We start from the raw sequence: 13,648 nt of genomic DNA, 5'->3' as shown, positions 1-13,648 counted from the left end.
ACCGCGAAACCAACCCTTCGTCAGGCCCGGTACAGCCTGCGAATCACATTGATCGCCCGGTCGGTGTAGGGCGGGTAGGTGAGCCGGAGATCGGGGGTGAACGGCTTGCGCAGCACGGCCTTTCGGTTGCTGAGGGTTTCAAATCCCGATCTGCCGTGGTACCGCCCCATCCCGCTGGAGCCGACACCACCGAAGGGGAGCTGGGGCGCCACGAGCTGGTAGGTGAGGTGATTGACCACCGCTCCCCCGGAGCTGACCTCGGACAGCACACGACGGCGAGCCCGCGCCGAACGCGTGAAGACATAGGAGGCCAGGGGTTTCGGCCGTGCGTTGACGAAGGCGATGGCCTCGTCCAGTGAGTCGACGGAGAGCACGGGCAGGATCGGCCCGAAGATCTCCTCGCTCATGACCGGTTCCTCGGGGCTCGGATCAACCAGCACGGTGGGTTCGATCGTCAGCGTGGCGGGATCGGAAACGCCCCCGAGCGCAACCCTCGACGCGGTGTGCGCGAGGTACCCGGCCAACCGGTCGAACTGTCGCTCATTGACGATTCGTACGCCGCGCGTGGGTTCTTCCGCCCGGAATTCGTTGAGACTGCCGATGATTTGGTCGATCAGTTCGTCCCGGACGGCGCGTTCGACCAGCACGTAGTCCGCCGCGAGGCAGGACTGGCCGGAGTTGGCGACCTTCGTCCAGGCGACGCGACGGGCGGTCACGGCGAGGTCCGCGTCCCGCATCACGATCGCCGGGTTCCGGCCGCCGAGTTCGAGCGTCACCGGCGTCAGGTGCGGCGCGGCCCCCTCCAGGATCTTCCGGCCGATCTCGGTGCCGCCGGTGAAGAACACGTGGTCGAAGCCCTGCGCGAGCAGGCTCTGGGTGATCTGCCCGTCACCCTCGACCACCGCGATGGCCTCGGCGTCGAGGTATTCGGGGAGAATCCGGGCCATCAGGCGCGAGGTCGCGGGAGCCAGCTCCGAAGGCTTGACCACCGCGCAGTTCCCCGCCGACAGTGCGGCGACCAGCGGTCCCAGGGTGACCGACAGAGGTGCGTTCCACGCCCCGATGACGAGCACCACCCCCAGCGGCTCGTACTGCACCCAACCCAGCGCGGGCATCTGCTGCAGCGGCAGCGGGCGCGGGCGGCTGCGCATCCACCGGCGCACCCTTTTGCGTGCGTGGGCGGCCTCGATCTTGTTCGGGAGGATGTCGACCATCCAGGACTCGAAGGCATCACGTCCGAGGTCGTCGGCCAGGGCGCGGGCGATCTCGTCCTCACGCTCGTCCAGCATCCGCTCGATTCCTCGCAGTTGATCGATGCGCCATGATGCGGGTCTGGTGCGGCCGACAGCGTAGGTCGCACGGAGCCCCGTGACGATCTCGGGAATCGTGATGCCCTTGTCTGTGGTGCCGGGGTGTGCGTTCAGCGTCTTCTTCACGGCTTCCTCACCTCGATGTGAGTTCGGCGCGGCACGACATGCGGTCGACGATGGTGAGTTTCGTGGAGCCGAAACCAGCAGATCACTCGCCGACACGAACCGCCTCGTGCAATCAGATGCTATCGGCAATCCTGGTGGAACCACAGGGGTGCCACACATCCGACCTGTCCGGGGTGGTCGATGACCACACTCGACGAATCCTCTCGCCTGACAACGCGTACCACGGTCGGCCCCGGATCGAGACTGTGAACCTGTGCAACGAACCTCGATCTGTCGCCAGACATGGCAACACCCCGCGATACCCCTCGTGCCCACCATTTTTCGCGTGCCCGCCGCGCCCGACTCGCAGTGGTGGCGGTATGCCGAGCCGAAGCAGCGTTGCCGCGCCGAGGGCGGGCGGGCAGGTCAGGGTGCGAGCACGTAGCGGCCGCGCACCCCGCCCGCGGCCACGGCCCGGTGGGCGTCGGCGACGCGGTCCAGCGGCACGACCGCGTGCACTCGTGCAGGCAGTTCGCCCGATGCGGCGCGGGCGAGCAAGGCGGCCAGGCGGACACCGTCGGGTTGGGTGTTCACCGAGGCGACGGTGATGCCGCGCTCGGTGGACGGTTCGAGGTTCGGCCGGACGCCGACGTACCGGCCGCCGTCACGGACCAGGGCGAGGCCGCGCTCGAGAATGGACGCGCAGTCGGCGACGGCGTCCCACCCGGGTTGGGCGCGGGTGGTGAAGTCGGCGCCGAGGCTGCGGACGAACTTCTCGTCGTCCGCTCGGGCCAGCCCGGTCACCCGCCAGCCGCGGGCCGGCGCAAGGATGGCGAGGTATCCGCCGACCGCCCCGGCCGCGCCGGTCACCAGTAGTCGGTTGCCGTCAGCGGGCGCGTCGCCGAGCAGGTCGACGATCCCGGCCGCGGCCGACCCGTTGAGTGGCACGGTCGAGGCCGTCACCAGATCCATGTCGTCGGGCACGACGGCGACGTCGGTGGCCGGCACGACCAGTTGCTCGGCGTAGGTGCCGAAGTCGCGGTCGAAGCCGCCGACGAGACCGGCGACCCGGGTCCCGACGGCGAGGTCCACGCCCGGTCCGGCGGCGAGGACGGTGCCGGCGAAGTCCCAGCCCAGGCCGGTGTGTTCGGGTTGGTCGATCAGTCCCGCGTCGTGGAAACGGCCCTCGGCGACGGCGAGGTCGACGGGGTTGACCGGCGCCGCGGCGATTGCGACCCGCACCTGGCCGGGTCCGGCGTCGACGACGGGAACGTTGATGAGTTCGATCGAGCCGGGTCCGCTGGGGGTGCGGACGACGGCGGCGCGAAAGGTCGCTGTGTTCATGACGTCGCTCCTCCTGCTTGTCTGTGGGAACCCCCTCGCTTCATGATTGGTGGGTAGCTCCCCAACGGGAAGTACGCACTTCGAAGTGCGTAAGCCACCCTCCGCGAGGAAGGAGCGGGGCGATGCCGACCACGACCGCTGCCCAGAAACGGGCACAGGCAAGGCAGGAGTACGACGCGTTCCTGGCGAGCTGCCCCAGCCGCCGGCTACTCGACCGGATCTCCGACAAGTGGGTCGCGCTGATCCTGGCCGCGCTCGGCGGTGGCGGCCCTCGTCGCCCCGGGTGCGGCGACGTCGACGCGCCGCGGGCGATGCGGTACTCGGAGTTGTCGCGCCGGCTGGCCGGGGTCAGCCAGAAGATGCTCACCCAGACGCTGCGCTCGCTCGAGCGGGACGGCCTGCTCACCCGCACCGTGACCCCGACCGTGCCGGTCACCGTCACCTACGAGTTGACCGACCTCGGCCTCTCGCTCCAGCAGATGATGCGCGGCCTCAAGGACTGGGCCGAGGCACACATGGACGAGGTGCTAGCCCATCGCGAGATGTACGACTCGCGCGACCGACCGGTCGCAGACCGCACGACGCCCTCGACGGGACCGCCCCCGGAGACCGGTGTGGCCGGTCCCGGGGGCGGGTGAGCTGGATTCGGCGCTGCTAGGCGAGCTCGGCGAGTGCCGTCTCGATCTCCGCGGGCAGGACGGTCGGCTCGAAGCGCTGCACGACCTTGCCTTCGGGGTCGACGAGGAACTTGGTGAAGTTCCACTTGACCGCGTCGGTGCCGATCGACTCGGGCATCGTCTTGCTGACGTGCTCGAACAGGAAACCGTGGTCCGGGCCGAAGTCGCCGGGCGCCTGGGCGCGCAGGTGCTGGTACAGCGGGTGCGCGTCGTCGCCGTTGACGTCGATCTTGCCGTACACCGGGAAGGTGACGTCGTAGTTGATGCGGCAGAACTCCTGGATCTCGGCGTCGGTGCCGGGTTCCTGGCCCGCGAACTGGTTGCACGGGAAGCCGATGATCTGCAGGCCGAGATCGTCGGACTTGCGGTTCAGTGCCTCGAGGCCCTCGTACTGGGGGGTCAGGCCGCACTTGCTGGCGACGTTGACGATGAGCAGGTACCTGCCTGCGTAGCCGCTCAGGTCCTCGGTGGTGCCGTCGGCGGTCGCGACGGTGAAGTTGTGGACGCTCATGAACTCTCCCTCTTGATGCGGATGGAACGGACCAGCTGTTTCGGATCGTGCACGGGGCTTCTCGTGCACGGGGGTTTCAGCGCGTTCTCGCGGCGTAGCAGGATGCCCTGAAATCACCCTGGATGTTACGGTCGGGCTCGCGGGGCGAACCGGCAGGCCCGGCAGGACCGGCAAGGAAATCCGAAATCTCCTGTGCACCCGAATCAACGCAACGCCGGGTCGATGCGAACCCGGTCAATCCGCTTGTAGCCCAGACCCCCGACGCGGTCCGTGCGAGCCCGCGAATGTCGCTAGGGGGCCGGTGACCACTGCTGAATCGCGACCGTGACATCGGTCAGAGTGCTCGCATCAGTGCTGGCGGCGAACTGGAACGCCGGAACGTGACAGGCATCCAAGTCCATCCACCCGGCGTTCGCCGTGACCAGGGCCGGGTCCCGCGGAGCCTGGTCCGTCGCGATCACGGTCGCGTTGGGATTCAGTGCGCGCCACCGAACCAGGATGCGACCACTGTCGCAGTGATTCTGGGGTGCGGTGTACGGCATGTTGTCCGGTCCCGGGGCCGCCGTCCACTGTCCCGGGAATGCCCGGGCCGTACCCGTCCAGGACCGCGACAGCGTCCATTCCGGAAGTGTCGTGGGGAAATCCGGCGAGGGCGCCGCCCCGGACCTGTTGGGGCCGGGCCACTGAGTTCCCTCCGCCGCGTGCGAATCGGGGTGAGCCTCGTCCGGTCCGGCGGTTGCGCTGTCAGCGTCCGACGAGCCGCTGGACCCAGCGTCCGCGGGTTGCGGCGCGGTAGCTGCAATCGGGGTACCGCTCGTGAAAGGCGTTGGGGAGACTGCCGCGACCGTGGTGGTCACCGAGGACGCACCCCCCGTGTCGGCCGGCGTGCCGCCATCAGCGCAACCAGCGACCACCAGACCCGAAGCAACAAACCACACTGCAGCGGTTGTTCTCATACCCACCCCTTGTTTCCGGACCACCCCGAACCCCGACACGCACGACCCGCGCGTGTCCCGACACCGAGAACATCGGCTGCCTGTGCACCACCATTACAGGACCGACGCGTTCGCCGGGACAGGAGGGGAATCCAGAACCACTCCCGCGCAGCCGGATCCACACACACTGTGCGGTGTAACGAACACGGCAAACCGGACGATGCTCGAAGCATGAAAATTTCACATCGATTTGCTTCAGCCGCAGCCGCCGGGCTTCTGGGCACTGCGATGTTCGTTGTGGCGCCGGGCGTGGCCGGCGCTGCCGATTCTTGTCAGCTCGGGTGGTCGAATGTGGGACCACGAACGTGCGCCATGACCGACGTCGGAATGGCCCCGGTGTGGACGCTCGGAAACGGCATCTGTGCAGGCATGCTGGTCGCTTCCGGGAACGCGTTCGACGGACCTCTGTGGGAGTACTCCGCAGCTCCGGGGGCCGTCCATTCCGTCGAATTGAGAATCTCGCAAGGCTTCTCACCGCTCGGCGAGTGGGCGCCGACCATCCTGGCGTGCGACGTGACTGCGATCGTCGATTGGCAGAACCTCGACACCGGTCAAAGTGGCACGGTGAGCCGGTACGTTCCCGCGAGCAACACGAGCACCCGGCCGATGACCGTGCATGTGGGTACGGGCCCGGGACGCGTTCGGCTCACCTTGCGGACCGACCACCCGAGCATTCCTGTTTCGACGGACGTGGTCGTCCCCTGACGCCACCGCAGGGGGTGACGGCCCGGGGTTCCGCACCTCGCCGCCGCTCACGTCATCGAGCAAGACCCCGCAGGGCACTGACTCGAATCACCGGAAATGGGAGGCATATTCGCTGAATGGTACCTGGCCGGTGGGGCTCGACCTGACGGCGTCGGCAACCGCCGAAGGAATGGGAGCCCAGTGGGCGGGCATCGCCGCCGCGAGGGAAGGCTTCAATATGTAGAGCAGGGCGAAGTTCACCATCCAGAGCGGCGGCGCCATCGACATGCCCACCTGCGAACTCACACCTGCCTTGGCATTGGTGACCAGTTGAGCTGTGCCCGAAATCTGCTGCGCTGCGAAGCCATAGACGGCCTGCACCGTGTAGGCCGACCGGTAGAGCGCCACCAGGCTTCGTGTCGCACCGTTGTTCCGCAGCCAGGTGCCCACGAACCCGCCGGGAGCGATCAACGAGTTCACCTGCCGCGTCGGCGCGTCCGCGTTGGCCGGACTCTCCAGCAGTCCGCTGGTGTTCACGTAGAGCCCGTAGCTGGCCAGAACCGACGGTATGGCGTGGCCGTCGACGTTGGAATAGAGAGGACGGCCGTTCGTATTGGTGAGGATCCGGGCGCATGCATCGATCACCTCGGCCGCTTCGCGGCTGCCGCCCACCCCGCCGCCGGTGATGAGGTCGCGATACTGCTGCTCGGACAACGCGTCACTTGGGTTCAGCCCGATCCGACCGGCGATCTCGTCCGCCGCCTGCTGACCGAGTGGCTGATTGAGCTGAGCCGGACCGGTCGTCTGCGTCGGTGCCAGGAGCTCGTAGCCGGGTGCCCCGGAGAAGGGGATCGCGAACCCGGTGTCGACCGCGTCTGCCGCGGGTGCGCCGCTCGCTGTCCGGCCGGCTGTCGGGGAGAGAAGACACACTCCGACGAGTGCCAGGACCGAGAGGGTCCTGGGGTAGCGCGCCGCTCCGTGTCGATACTTCACGCGGGCCGGTCCACTCGACCCATCACCCAGAGATGCAGAGGGTTTCATGTCAGCTGCCGCCCACGCCGAGGGCGGTCAGCAGCACCAGCACCACGGTCACCACGGCGAATACGCCGTGCCCCGCGACGACGGCAACAGGGAAGTGCTTCTCCGCCGGGTCCTGCGCTGCAGTGGCGGGCGGGACGCCACCCGCACCGGCCGCGGCGCGGTAGGTCGGTATCCATCGCACCAACATGGCAAATCCCAAGAGCGCGACGGGTATCAACAGGACGAAGGCAATCCAGGCAACCGCGTCCTTGTCGGCGACGAGGTAGACGATCCACACGATCAGGCCGATCACGGCGAGTGCGAAGTGCCCGAATATCAGTGCCGGCGGAAAGTGGCTGCCATGTGGTTGGCGTGACCCGCCTTTGGCGATCCAGGTGGCCAGCATGTAGAAACCGCCGACCGCCGTCAGTAGCCACGTCACGAGCGCTGCGACACCCATGTCATCTCCTAACAAGTGGTGGACAGGACGGATGATTACGACTGCACCGACCGCTCGTGTCCGGGGGGCGGACCGAAACCCTCTGCCTGGGTTTCCTCGTCAGCTACCCGGACCCCGTAACGGAACGCGAGCTTGCCACCGAGATATCCGGACACGGACAGGGCGATCACGCTCACCACCGACAGCACGATCTGTCCGACACCGACCGGATGTGGCTGCCCGTACTCCGACTGACGCCAGAGAAAGTTGACCGCGAACGCCGCTGTCACCGCGAGATTGAGGGCCATGTGCACCAGGCCGGTGCGGAACGCCGGCGTCCCCGGCGGTATTGCGAACAGGTCGAGGAAGCCGATCATCGCCGCGGCCAGAGCCCCGAGGACACCGATCGCGATCAGCCACACCGATCCTTGGGTGAGGAAGCGAGGCTCGTCGACGACCCGCGACCCAATGTCGAACACCAAGCTCGCCACCCACGCCCCGATCGGCACGTTCACCAGGATCGGGTGGAACGGATGGCCGTACGGCCCGGCCAACCCCGCGCTGACCGGGTGCTTGCCTCGGTCCGCTTCGACTGGCACACCGACCACCTACTTCACGCCGGCGAGGTTTGATCGTTTCAGCGTGGTCCAATTGCCCAGTCCGGTCAAGACCACCCGTTCGGTTGCCGAAAGCCACTTTCTTTCCAGCGGCCACCTCGCACGTGCCGACGTCATCGCTGGACTGATCAGCGACTTCCGCACCCGCAAACCGGCCTGGCACCATCGATATCGTGCCACGTCAATTCTCCACTCGCTGTTGTGAAGTGGAGCCCTGCCTCAGGTCGTGGCCTCGGCCTTGTCGAATCGCGCGCGGTTCTCCTGGATCTCGTCGTGGTGGGTACCGGCCCAATCGATCAGGGTGGTGATGGCGATGAGCAGGGTGGCACCCAGATCGGTCAGTGCATACTCCACGCGCGGCGGCACCTCGGGATAGGCGGTTCTGGTGACGAGACCGTCACGCCGCAGCTGGCGCAGGGTGTGCGTGAGCATGCGCTGCGAGAGGCCTGGAATGGAGTGCAGCAGGTCGGTGTAGCGCAGAGGCCCGCCCCGCAGCGAACCGACGACGAGCACGGCCCACTTGTTTCCCGCGCGCTCGATGATCTGCCGAATGGTCTCCCCCTGCTCCGCCGGCCATCGGGAGCACGGCCCGGGAAGCGCCCCGTTGTGCCCCGTGATCGGGTCGGGTTCCATGGCGCACCTGCCTTCCGCACACGCGTGTGCGTTTTGTATCGCCTTCAATACTGCCCCATCATGGAGTCACGCACTATTCGTAAGGCACCAGTTCAGAGCCGTGCAACCAGGCACCGTCGACGAACGACCTTCCGCAGCGTCGATCGCCTGGACGCGGCCCGCCGGCACCTGGACGGGCGGCCCGCTCCGGGCTGTCACCCCTCCGGCCGTTTCGACGGTCGGGCTTCGCCCGCGAGCAGCAGCGGAAGTTTCAGCCGATGCGGGAGCCCGCGCCCGCACCCCTCCCAGAAGGAAGACCATGTTCATGCGCGCCGCAACCGTTTCCCGCTTCGGCGGGCCCGAGTCAGTGGAGATCACCGAGGTCCCGGTACCGGTCCCGGGACCAGGGCAGGTGAGGATCAAGGTCGGCGCGGCTGCGCTGAATCCGGTGGACGTTGCCATGCGTTCGGGAGTCTTCGGCAACGACGGGGAGCGGATCGGTTTGGGCTGGGATGTCGCCGGCACGATCGATGCCGTGGGCGCCGGGGTCGACTGGGCGGTCGGGGACCGGGTCATGGGTCTGGCCACCGGCCACGTGAAACCGCTTGGCACACATGCCGATCACGTCGTGCTCGACGCGACCGCCATTGCCCCGTCGCCCGGATCCCTCGACGACGTGCATGCCGCGGCACTCCCCCTCAACGCGCTGTCCGCCGCTCAGGCCCTGGACATGCTGGCGCTGCGGCGGGGGCAGAGCCTACTGGTCACGGGAGCGGCCGGCGCAGTCGGAGGGCACGCGGTGGAGTTGGCTCACCGGATGGGCCTGGAGGTCACAGCACTGGCCTCTGTCGGTGACGAGCCCTTCCTGCTCTCGCGCGGAGCCGGGCACTTCCTGTCCCGCGGAGCGGACCTTGGGTCTGCCGATTTCGACGGCGTGCTCGACGCCGCGGGCCTGGGCCCTGAGGCGATCGACGCTGTCCGCGACGGTGGCTCGTACGTCGGCTTGTGGCCGGGGCAGGAACCGGAGTCGGAGCGCGGCGTCAGCGTCGACGCCCTGGACGTACGGGCCGACGGCGCCCAGCTCGCCGAGCTCTCCCGCCTCGCCGACCAGGGGGTAATCGTGGCCCGCGTCGCACAGACCTACCCGCTCGAGGATGCAGCGGCAGCCCACACCCGGTTGGCCGAAGGCGGCGTGCGCGGACGACTCGTTCTCATCCCCTGACGCCCGAACAGGCGCCCGACCGGGCCAGGGCAGGCGGTTCTCGCCGCGGAACGGCCGGCCGCCCCGACAGGGACGGTCCGGCCGCGGCGCGCTCTCAGACGGCGATCAGGTCGTCGATCTGGTTGATCGCCAGCGAGGAACCCTCGATCACTCCCATGTCCAAGACCTGCTGCAGCGCCTCGGCCGACTCGAAGGTGCTCACGTAGGTTGCGCGAGTGCCGCCGTCGTGCTCGGCGAAGGTGTAGACGTTCCGGGAGACCGGCAGGGCGGGGTTCGGGTTGAAGTCCGTGTCGGCGAAACCGTCGACGAAGGAGAAGCTCGTCGGCTCGTCGACCGCCGTGATCTGCCAGTACCCGGCGAACTTGTCGCCGTCCGGTCCGGTCATGAAGTACGTCGTGCGGCCACCCGGAGTGAGGTCGTGGTCGACCACGGTCGCGGGGTGGCTCGGCGGGCCCCACACCTTCTCGAGCTGGCGCGGGTCGGCGTAGATCTGCCAGATCCGCTCCACCGGTGCGGCGAAATCGGCCGTGATGGTCAGGGTCAGGTTGTCCAGATCTTGCTTGACGTCGGTCACAGGCATTCCTCAGCCCTCCTTGGTCGAGTCTGATGCGATGAGTTCGTCGATGCGTGCGATGCGCCCACGCCACACCTGCTCCAACTCGGTGAGCATGGACGCCACCGATCGCACCGCCGCCACGTCGCCGCTGGCCAGCTGCTCCCGACCACTACGTCGCTTGACGAGCAGCCCGGCCTTCTCCAACACGGCGACGTGCTTCTGCACCGCGGCGAAGCTCATGTCGTACTCAGCCGCGAGCGCGGAAACCGAGTGCTCCCCGGCGAGCACGCGGCGCATGATGTCGCGCCGGGTGCGGTCGGCGAGCGCGTGGAACAGGGCGTCCGCCCGGTCCTCGTCGTCTCCATTCACAGTTCAAACATACAACCGCTTGGTTGTAGATTGTCAAGCCCTTTCCGCAATGCCGTCCACGCACCCGGCGCGCGGTCAGCAGTCGAACACCGACCAGCAGATGGCATTCCGCAGCTGCTGGTCGTCGAGGACGAGCTCGCGAATCGCCTCCGGAAGCCGGTCCCGCTGCCACCGGCACTCGAATCGCCCTGCGGCCTCATCCTCGCCGTCCGGCGCGGCAGCACGCGCGGCCTTGATCGCATAGGCGGCCGCGCCGAGCTCGTGCGCGGCGACGTGTGCGACGACCCCGGCCTGGCCGGCGGCGTACGCGGCGTGCCGTGCCGCCCCACGCAGGTCCCTGGCCGCGCCCATGGCGTGACCACCCGCGGTGCGAGCCTGGGTCATCGTCACCTCGCCACGCGCCCAGGCACGGGCATGCTCGATCGCCTGACGCGGCCGCGGGTCCTCGGGCCGAACCGACTCGAAGTACCCGAGGACGTGCTCAGCGCACGACGCCGCCCACAGAGCGAGGAGATGGTGATCCGAATCGGTGAGCGTCCCACCGCGACGGATCGTCACGAACCGAGGGTCTCGGACCTTCGGAAGGATCATGGTTGACACCCCTTCTGCTCGCATCCACCCAACACCCAAGGGGGCGCAGGCGCGACCGGGCCGTTGCGCCGGCACGGCAGTCCGGAATTCGGGCGGCTCGGCCCGGCCGGGCAAATGGGCGCGAGACCGCCCGCAGGCCACCCGGTCGCTGCTAGTTTTACGCGGTCAACACGGCGGGCGACGTCCGCATCACTCGGAAGTTCGGCCGGCCCAGCTCGGGTACCGACCACCGCTGTCGTCCTGGGGGTTCAATGACATCGACATCGCAGGCGAATCCGCTGGACCTGCTGCGCTCGGACGTTGCGGCCTGGAATTCCCAACGGGCCGAACGCGACTCGAGCGTCAGCCTCGTCGATGCCGATCTGTCGGGCGCCAACCTGGCGAACGCCGACCTCGCGGGCGTGGACCTCACCGGCGCCGACCTGTCGGGAGCCGACCTCACGGACGCCACGCTCGCGGGGGCCGATCTGACCTCCGCCGAGTTCGTCGGCACCGACCTGGCGAGGGCGGATCTCACGGGGGCGGTCGCCCATGACGCCAACTTCACCGGCGCGTATCTCACCCGGGCCGTCCTGCGGAACGCCGACCTGACGATGGCCTACCTGACGTCGACCTATCTCGGGCACGCGGATCTCACCGGCGCAGACCTCTCCGGTGCGTACATGACCGGCGCCTACCTCGGCGAAGCCGACCTGACCGACGCCACCCTGGTCGGCACCTACCTGGGCAAGGCCAATCTGACCGGCGCGAACCTCGCCTCCGTCGACCTGGCCGGTGCCGATCTCACCGACGCCACCATGCCGGACGGCACGGTGCCCGACTGACCGGCGGCGACCGGCAAGGGCACCGAACCCGATCGACCGCCGCTGCCGCAGGTGTCCCTCATCGGCGTTGATCACCTGGTCGAGCCGGACGTACTCGTCGAAGTCGAGGCGCCCGCCGTCATCGGCTGAACACGATCAGGACATCACCACACCCGAAGACACATAGCAGGGCAGCAAACCCGCCACCTGGCTCAGGACGGGACCCAGCCCGACGCTCGCCGGAACCGCGGCATTCATGAACGCGAAGCCCTGGGCGCCGGTGGTCAGATTGGTCCACTGGACGATGGCTCCGTTCCACTTCGCCAGCGGCGCGGTGGTCGTGTAGTTGATTCGGTCGGGTGCCACCCGCTCGGCGGTGAATGTGAGCCATTCGCCGGGCGCGCAACTCGATATCGAGGACGGTACGAAAGCGGAGGGCGCGGCCGACGCGGCCGGCGGTGCCGCCAACGAGAATGCGCCCACCACCGCGATCAGCCCCGCCGTTCGACCAAGAGCTTTGCCTTTGCACGTGAACATCGGAATTCCTTTCGTCGTACCGGGTTCTGCCCGCTCCAAGTTGACGAATCCGCGTCACCGAGGGTTGACGGCTTTCTGAAGCGATGGCCCGAGGCGGACACACTCGGTCGGCCGTCGAGACATGCGGTGACGTCGACGACGTGAAAGACGCGGGCACCGGCCATCGAAGGCGCAGGATCGCCTCATCCTTCGTCCTGTGGTCCACACGGAAGCAAGTCAGTCAATCCTATCCCCTCAACTCCAGACAGAGGGGATCCGAATGTCCGAGTATCCCACTCTGGACCACGAACAATGTTGGAACTGTTCCAAATTCGTCTTGGGGCATGCGACGGTGCGCGACCACCGACCCCACCGAGGTCGCCCACGCACGGCGCGACCATCTCGAGCAGGCCACCGGCAAAGACTTCATTCCGATGGTGCACAGGCACGGCGTGCTGCCGTGGCTGCTGCGGATCGCGCGGGTCGGGTCACCGTACCGACAACGATGACCGAACGCCTCCCCGGGTCCTCCCCGCCACGCGGACAGGCGCCCACGGCTCGTCGAGCTGCAGGCGCCTGTGCGGCATCCGACCGACGGCGGTGTGCCGGTGTCGGTCCGGGTCAGTCCGAGCCGAATCCCGATGCCGGGCGGGTGAACACCTCACGCAACATCGGCACGAAGTGATCGATCGGGAGGGTCGGGTAGGCCGGGTCGAAGGACACCTGGTCCCACTCGGCGCAGAAGTGGGCACATGTGTCGAAATACGGTGAACTGCGGAACTTCTCGCGGGCGTTCGTGTCGAGCCCGAGACGGTCCCAATAGTGGTACCCCTGGAAGATGCCGTGGTGCTGCACGACCCAGGTCGACTCCGCGTCCAGGTAAGGACGGACGATCGAGGCCGCCAACTCCGCGTGGTTCGCCGGTGCCATCGCATCGCCGACGTCGTGCAGCAGGGCGGCGACGACCAGATCGGTCCTGGCCCCTTCGCGGTGGGCTCTCGACGCCGTCTGCAGCGAGTGCTCGTAGCGGTCGACCTGGTAGCCGAGCGTGGGGCCCTTGAGGGAGTCGAGCAGGTCGATCATCGTGTCGACCAGGCGATCGTTCAGAAACTTCTTCGACTCGGTGACGATGAGTTCGATGTCCTCCTTCGTCGACTCGTCCATTCTGGTGAAGCCGACCATGGGTGTCGGCTGGTCGATCTCGGTCACGGGGACCTCCTTTTCGCGGGCGGACAGATCTGGAACCACGGGCGTGTTGCCTTCGTACCGGCAGCGGG

16 protein-coding genes and 1 pseudogene are annotated in these 13,648 nt (G+C 67.8%); 5 read left to right on the top strand and 12 right to left on the bottom strand.

What is annotated here, in order from left to right; translation table 11 throughout:
• Window positions 1-20: 20 nt before the first annotated feature.
• The gene (locus ACWDUM_RS25115; RefSeq protein ID WP_450136074.1) at window positions 21-1,436 is read right to left on the bottom strand and encodes an aldehyde dehydrogenase family protein; all 1,416 of its coding nucleotides are present in this window, start codon (window positions 1,434-1,436) and stop codon (window positions 21-23) included.
• 405 nt (window positions 1,437-1,841) lie between these two features.
• Window positions 1,842-2,759, bottom strand: a complete 918-nt coding sequence (locus ACWDUM_RS25110; RefSeq protein WP_450136073.1) for an NADP-dependent oxidoreductase — start codon at window positions 2,757-2,759, stop codon at window positions 1,842-1,844.
• Window positions 2,760-2,881: 122 nt separating this feature from the next.
• Between ACWDUM_RS25110 and ACWDUM_RS25105 the strand changes: the two are divergent.
• Window positions 2,882-3,316, top strand: a pseudogene (locus tag ACWDUM_RS25105) (winged helix-turn-helix transcriptional regulator); the annotation flags it as partial.
• Window positions 3,317-3,413: 97 nt separating this feature from the next.
• Here the strand turns inward: ACWDUM_RS25105 and ACWDUM_RS25100 are convergent.
• Window positions 3,414-3,947, bottom strand: a complete 534-nt coding sequence (locus ACWDUM_RS25100) for a glutathione peroxidase (protein WP_450136072.1) — start codon at window positions 3,945-3,947, stop codon at window positions 3,414-3,416.
• 1,307 nt (window positions 3,948-5,254) lie between these two features.
• On the opposite strand from ACWDUM_RS25100, the gene ACWDUM_RS25095 reads away from it, so the two are divergent.
• Window positions 5,255-5,647, top strand: a complete 393-nt coding sequence (locus ACWDUM_RS25095) for a hypothetical protein (RefSeq protein ID WP_450136071.1) — start codon at window positions 5,255-5,257, stop codon at window positions 5,645-5,647.
• 87 nt (window positions 5,648-5,734) lie between these two features.
• Here ACWDUM_RS25095 and ACWDUM_RS25090 read toward each other — a convergent pair whose 3' ends face one another.
• The 4 genes from ACWDUM_RS25090 to ACWDUM_RS25075 all read right to left on the bottom strand — a co-directional run bounded on the left by ACWDUM_RS25090 (window position 5,735) and on the right by ACWDUM_RS25075 (window position 8,335).
• On the bottom strand, window positions 5,735-6,667 hold the full coding sequence (locus ACWDUM_RS25090; protein WP_450136070.1) for a hypothetical protein: 933 nt from the start codon (window positions 6,665-6,667) through the stop codon (window positions 5,735-5,737).
• A gap of 1 nt (window position 6,668) precedes the next feature.
• Window positions 6,669-7,106, bottom strand: a complete 438-nt coding sequence (locus ACWDUM_RS25085) for a hypothetical protein (protein ID WP_450136069.1) — start codon at window positions 7,104-7,106, stop codon at window positions 6,669-6,671.
• 35 nt (window positions 7,107-7,141) lie between these two features.
• The gene (locus ACWDUM_RS25080) at window positions 7,142-7,684 is read right to left on the bottom strand and encodes a DUF2231 domain-containing protein (RefSeq protein WP_450136068.1); all 543 of its coding nucleotides are present in this window, start codon (window positions 7,682-7,684) and stop codon (window positions 7,142-7,144) included.
• A gap of 237 nt (window positions 7,685-7,921) precedes the next feature.
• Complete coding sequence (locus ACWDUM_RS25075; RefSeq protein ID WP_450136067.1) at window positions 7,922-8,335, bottom strand: winged helix-turn-helix transcriptional regulator; 414 nt, start codon at window positions 8,333-8,335, stop codon at window positions 7,922-7,924.
• 304 nt (window positions 8,336-8,639) lie between these two features.
• Between ACWDUM_RS25075 and ACWDUM_RS25070 the strand changes: the two genes are divergently transcribed.
• Window positions 8,640-9,536: an NADP-dependent oxidoreductase gene (locus ACWDUM_RS25070; RefSeq protein ID WP_450136066.1), complete on the top strand. Its 897-nt coding sequence runs from the start codon at window positions 8,640-8,642 to the stop codon at window positions 9,534-9,536.
• A 94-nt stretch (window positions 9,537-9,630) separates the two neighbouring features.
• On the opposite strand, the gene ACWDUM_RS25065 is transcribed toward ACWDUM_RS25070, so the two are convergent.
• The 3 genes from ACWDUM_RS25065 to ACWDUM_RS25055 form a co-directional block, all read right to left on the bottom strand.
• Window positions 9,631-10,116 (bottom strand): SRPBCC family protein, encoded by a 486-nt coding sequence (locus tag ACWDUM_RS25065; RefSeq protein ID WP_450136065.1) that lies wholly within the window; start codon window positions 10,114-10,116, stop codon window positions 9,631-9,633.
• 3 nt (window positions 10,117-10,119) lie between these two features.
• Complete coding sequence (locus ACWDUM_RS25060; protein WP_450114018.1) at window positions 10,120-10,461, bottom strand: ArsR/SmtB family transcription factor; 342 nt, start codon at window positions 10,459-10,461, stop codon at window positions 10,120-10,122.
• A gap of 75 nt (window positions 10,462-10,536) precedes the next feature.
• A complete protein-coding gene (locus tag ACWDUM_RS25055; protein WP_450136064.1) occupies window positions 10,537-11,052 on the bottom strand; it encodes a putative immunity protein in 516 nt (171 codons plus the stop codon).
• 251 nt (window positions 11,053-11,303) lie between these two features.
• Here ACWDUM_RS25055 and ACWDUM_RS25050 point away from each other — a divergent pair, with 251 nt between their 5' ends.
• Window positions 11,304-11,876, top strand: coding sequence for a pentapeptide repeat-containing protein (locus tag ACWDUM_RS25050; RefSeq protein WP_450136063.1), 573 nt, complete (start codon window positions 11,304-11,306; stop codon window positions 11,874-11,876).
• A gap of 135 nt (window positions 11,877-12,011) precedes the next feature.
• On the opposite strand, the gene ACWDUM_RS25045 is transcribed toward ACWDUM_RS25050, so the two are convergent.
• Window positions 12,012-12,431, bottom strand: a complete 420-nt coding sequence (locus tag ACWDUM_RS25045) for a hypothetical protein (RefSeq protein ID WP_450136062.1) — start codon at window positions 12,429-12,431, stop codon at window positions 12,012-12,014.
• Window positions 12,432-12,715: 284 nt separating this feature from the next.
• On the opposite strand from ACWDUM_RS25045, the gene ACWDUM_RS25040 reads away from it, so the two are divergent.
• Complete coding sequence (locus ACWDUM_RS25040) at window positions 12,716-12,880, top strand: hypothetical protein (protein ID WP_450136061.1); 165 nt, start codon at window positions 12,716-12,718, stop codon at window positions 12,878-12,880.
• Window positions 12,881-12,992: 112 nt separating this feature from the next.
• On the opposite strand, the gene ACWDUM_RS25035 is transcribed toward ACWDUM_RS25040, so the two are convergent.
• A complete protein-coding gene (locus ACWDUM_RS25035) occupies window positions 12,993-13,580 on the bottom strand; it encodes an HD domain-containing protein (RefSeq protein ID WP_450114023.1) in 588 nt (195 codons plus the stop codon).
• Window positions 13,581-13,648: the final 68 nt, after the last annotated feature.

This window comes from Rhodococcus sp. NPDC003322 (assembly GCF_053589555.1).
Note: the sequence above shows the minus strand (reverse complement) of the source record. Positions and strands in the feature narration are given on the sequence as shown.

Coding starts and splice junctions, on each gene's coding strand:
- ACWDUM_RS25110 (WP_450136073.1), bottom strand. CDS start 2,759: ATGAACACAGCGACCTTTCGCGCCGCCGTCGTCCGCACCCCCAGCGGA.
- ACWDUM_RS25100 (WP_450136072.1), bottom strand. CDS start 3,947: ATGAGCGTCCACAACTTCACCGTCGCGACCGCCGACGGCACCACCGAG.
- ACWDUM_RS25095 (WP_450136071.1), top strand. CDS start 5,255: ATGACCGACGTCGGAATGGCCCCGGTGTGGACGCTCGGAAACGGCATC.
- ACWDUM_RS25090 (WP_450136070.1), bottom strand. CDS start 6,667: ATGAAACCCTCTGCATCTCTGGGTGATGGGTCGAGTGGACCGGCCCGC.
- ACWDUM_RS25085 (WP_450136069.1), bottom strand. CDS start 7,106: ATGGGTGTCGCAGCGCTCGTGACGTGGCTACTGACGGCGGTCGGCGGT.
- ACWDUM_RS25075 (WP_450136067.1), bottom strand. CDS start 8,335: ATGGAACCCGACCCGATCACGGGGCACAACGGGGCGCTTCCCGGGCCG.
- ACWDUM_RS25070 (WP_450136066.1), top strand. CDS start 8,640: ATGCGCGCCGCAACCGTTTCCCGCTTCGGCGGGCCCGAGTCAGTGGAG.
- ACWDUM_RS25065 (WP_450136065.1), bottom strand. CDS start 10,116: ATGCCTGTGACCGACGTCAAGCAAGATCTGGACAACCTGACCCTGACC.
- ACWDUM_RS25055 (WP_450136064.1), bottom strand. CDS start 11,052: ATGATCCTTCCGAAGGTCCGAGACCCTCGGTTCGTGACGATCCGTCGC.
- ACWDUM_RS25050 (WP_450136063.1), top strand. CDS start 11,304: ATGACATCGACATCGCAGGCGAATCCGCTGGACCTGCTGCGCTCGGAC.
- ACWDUM_RS25040 (WP_450136061.1), top strand. CDS start 12,716: ATGCGACGGTGCGCGACCACCGACCCCACCGAGGTCGCCCACGCACGG.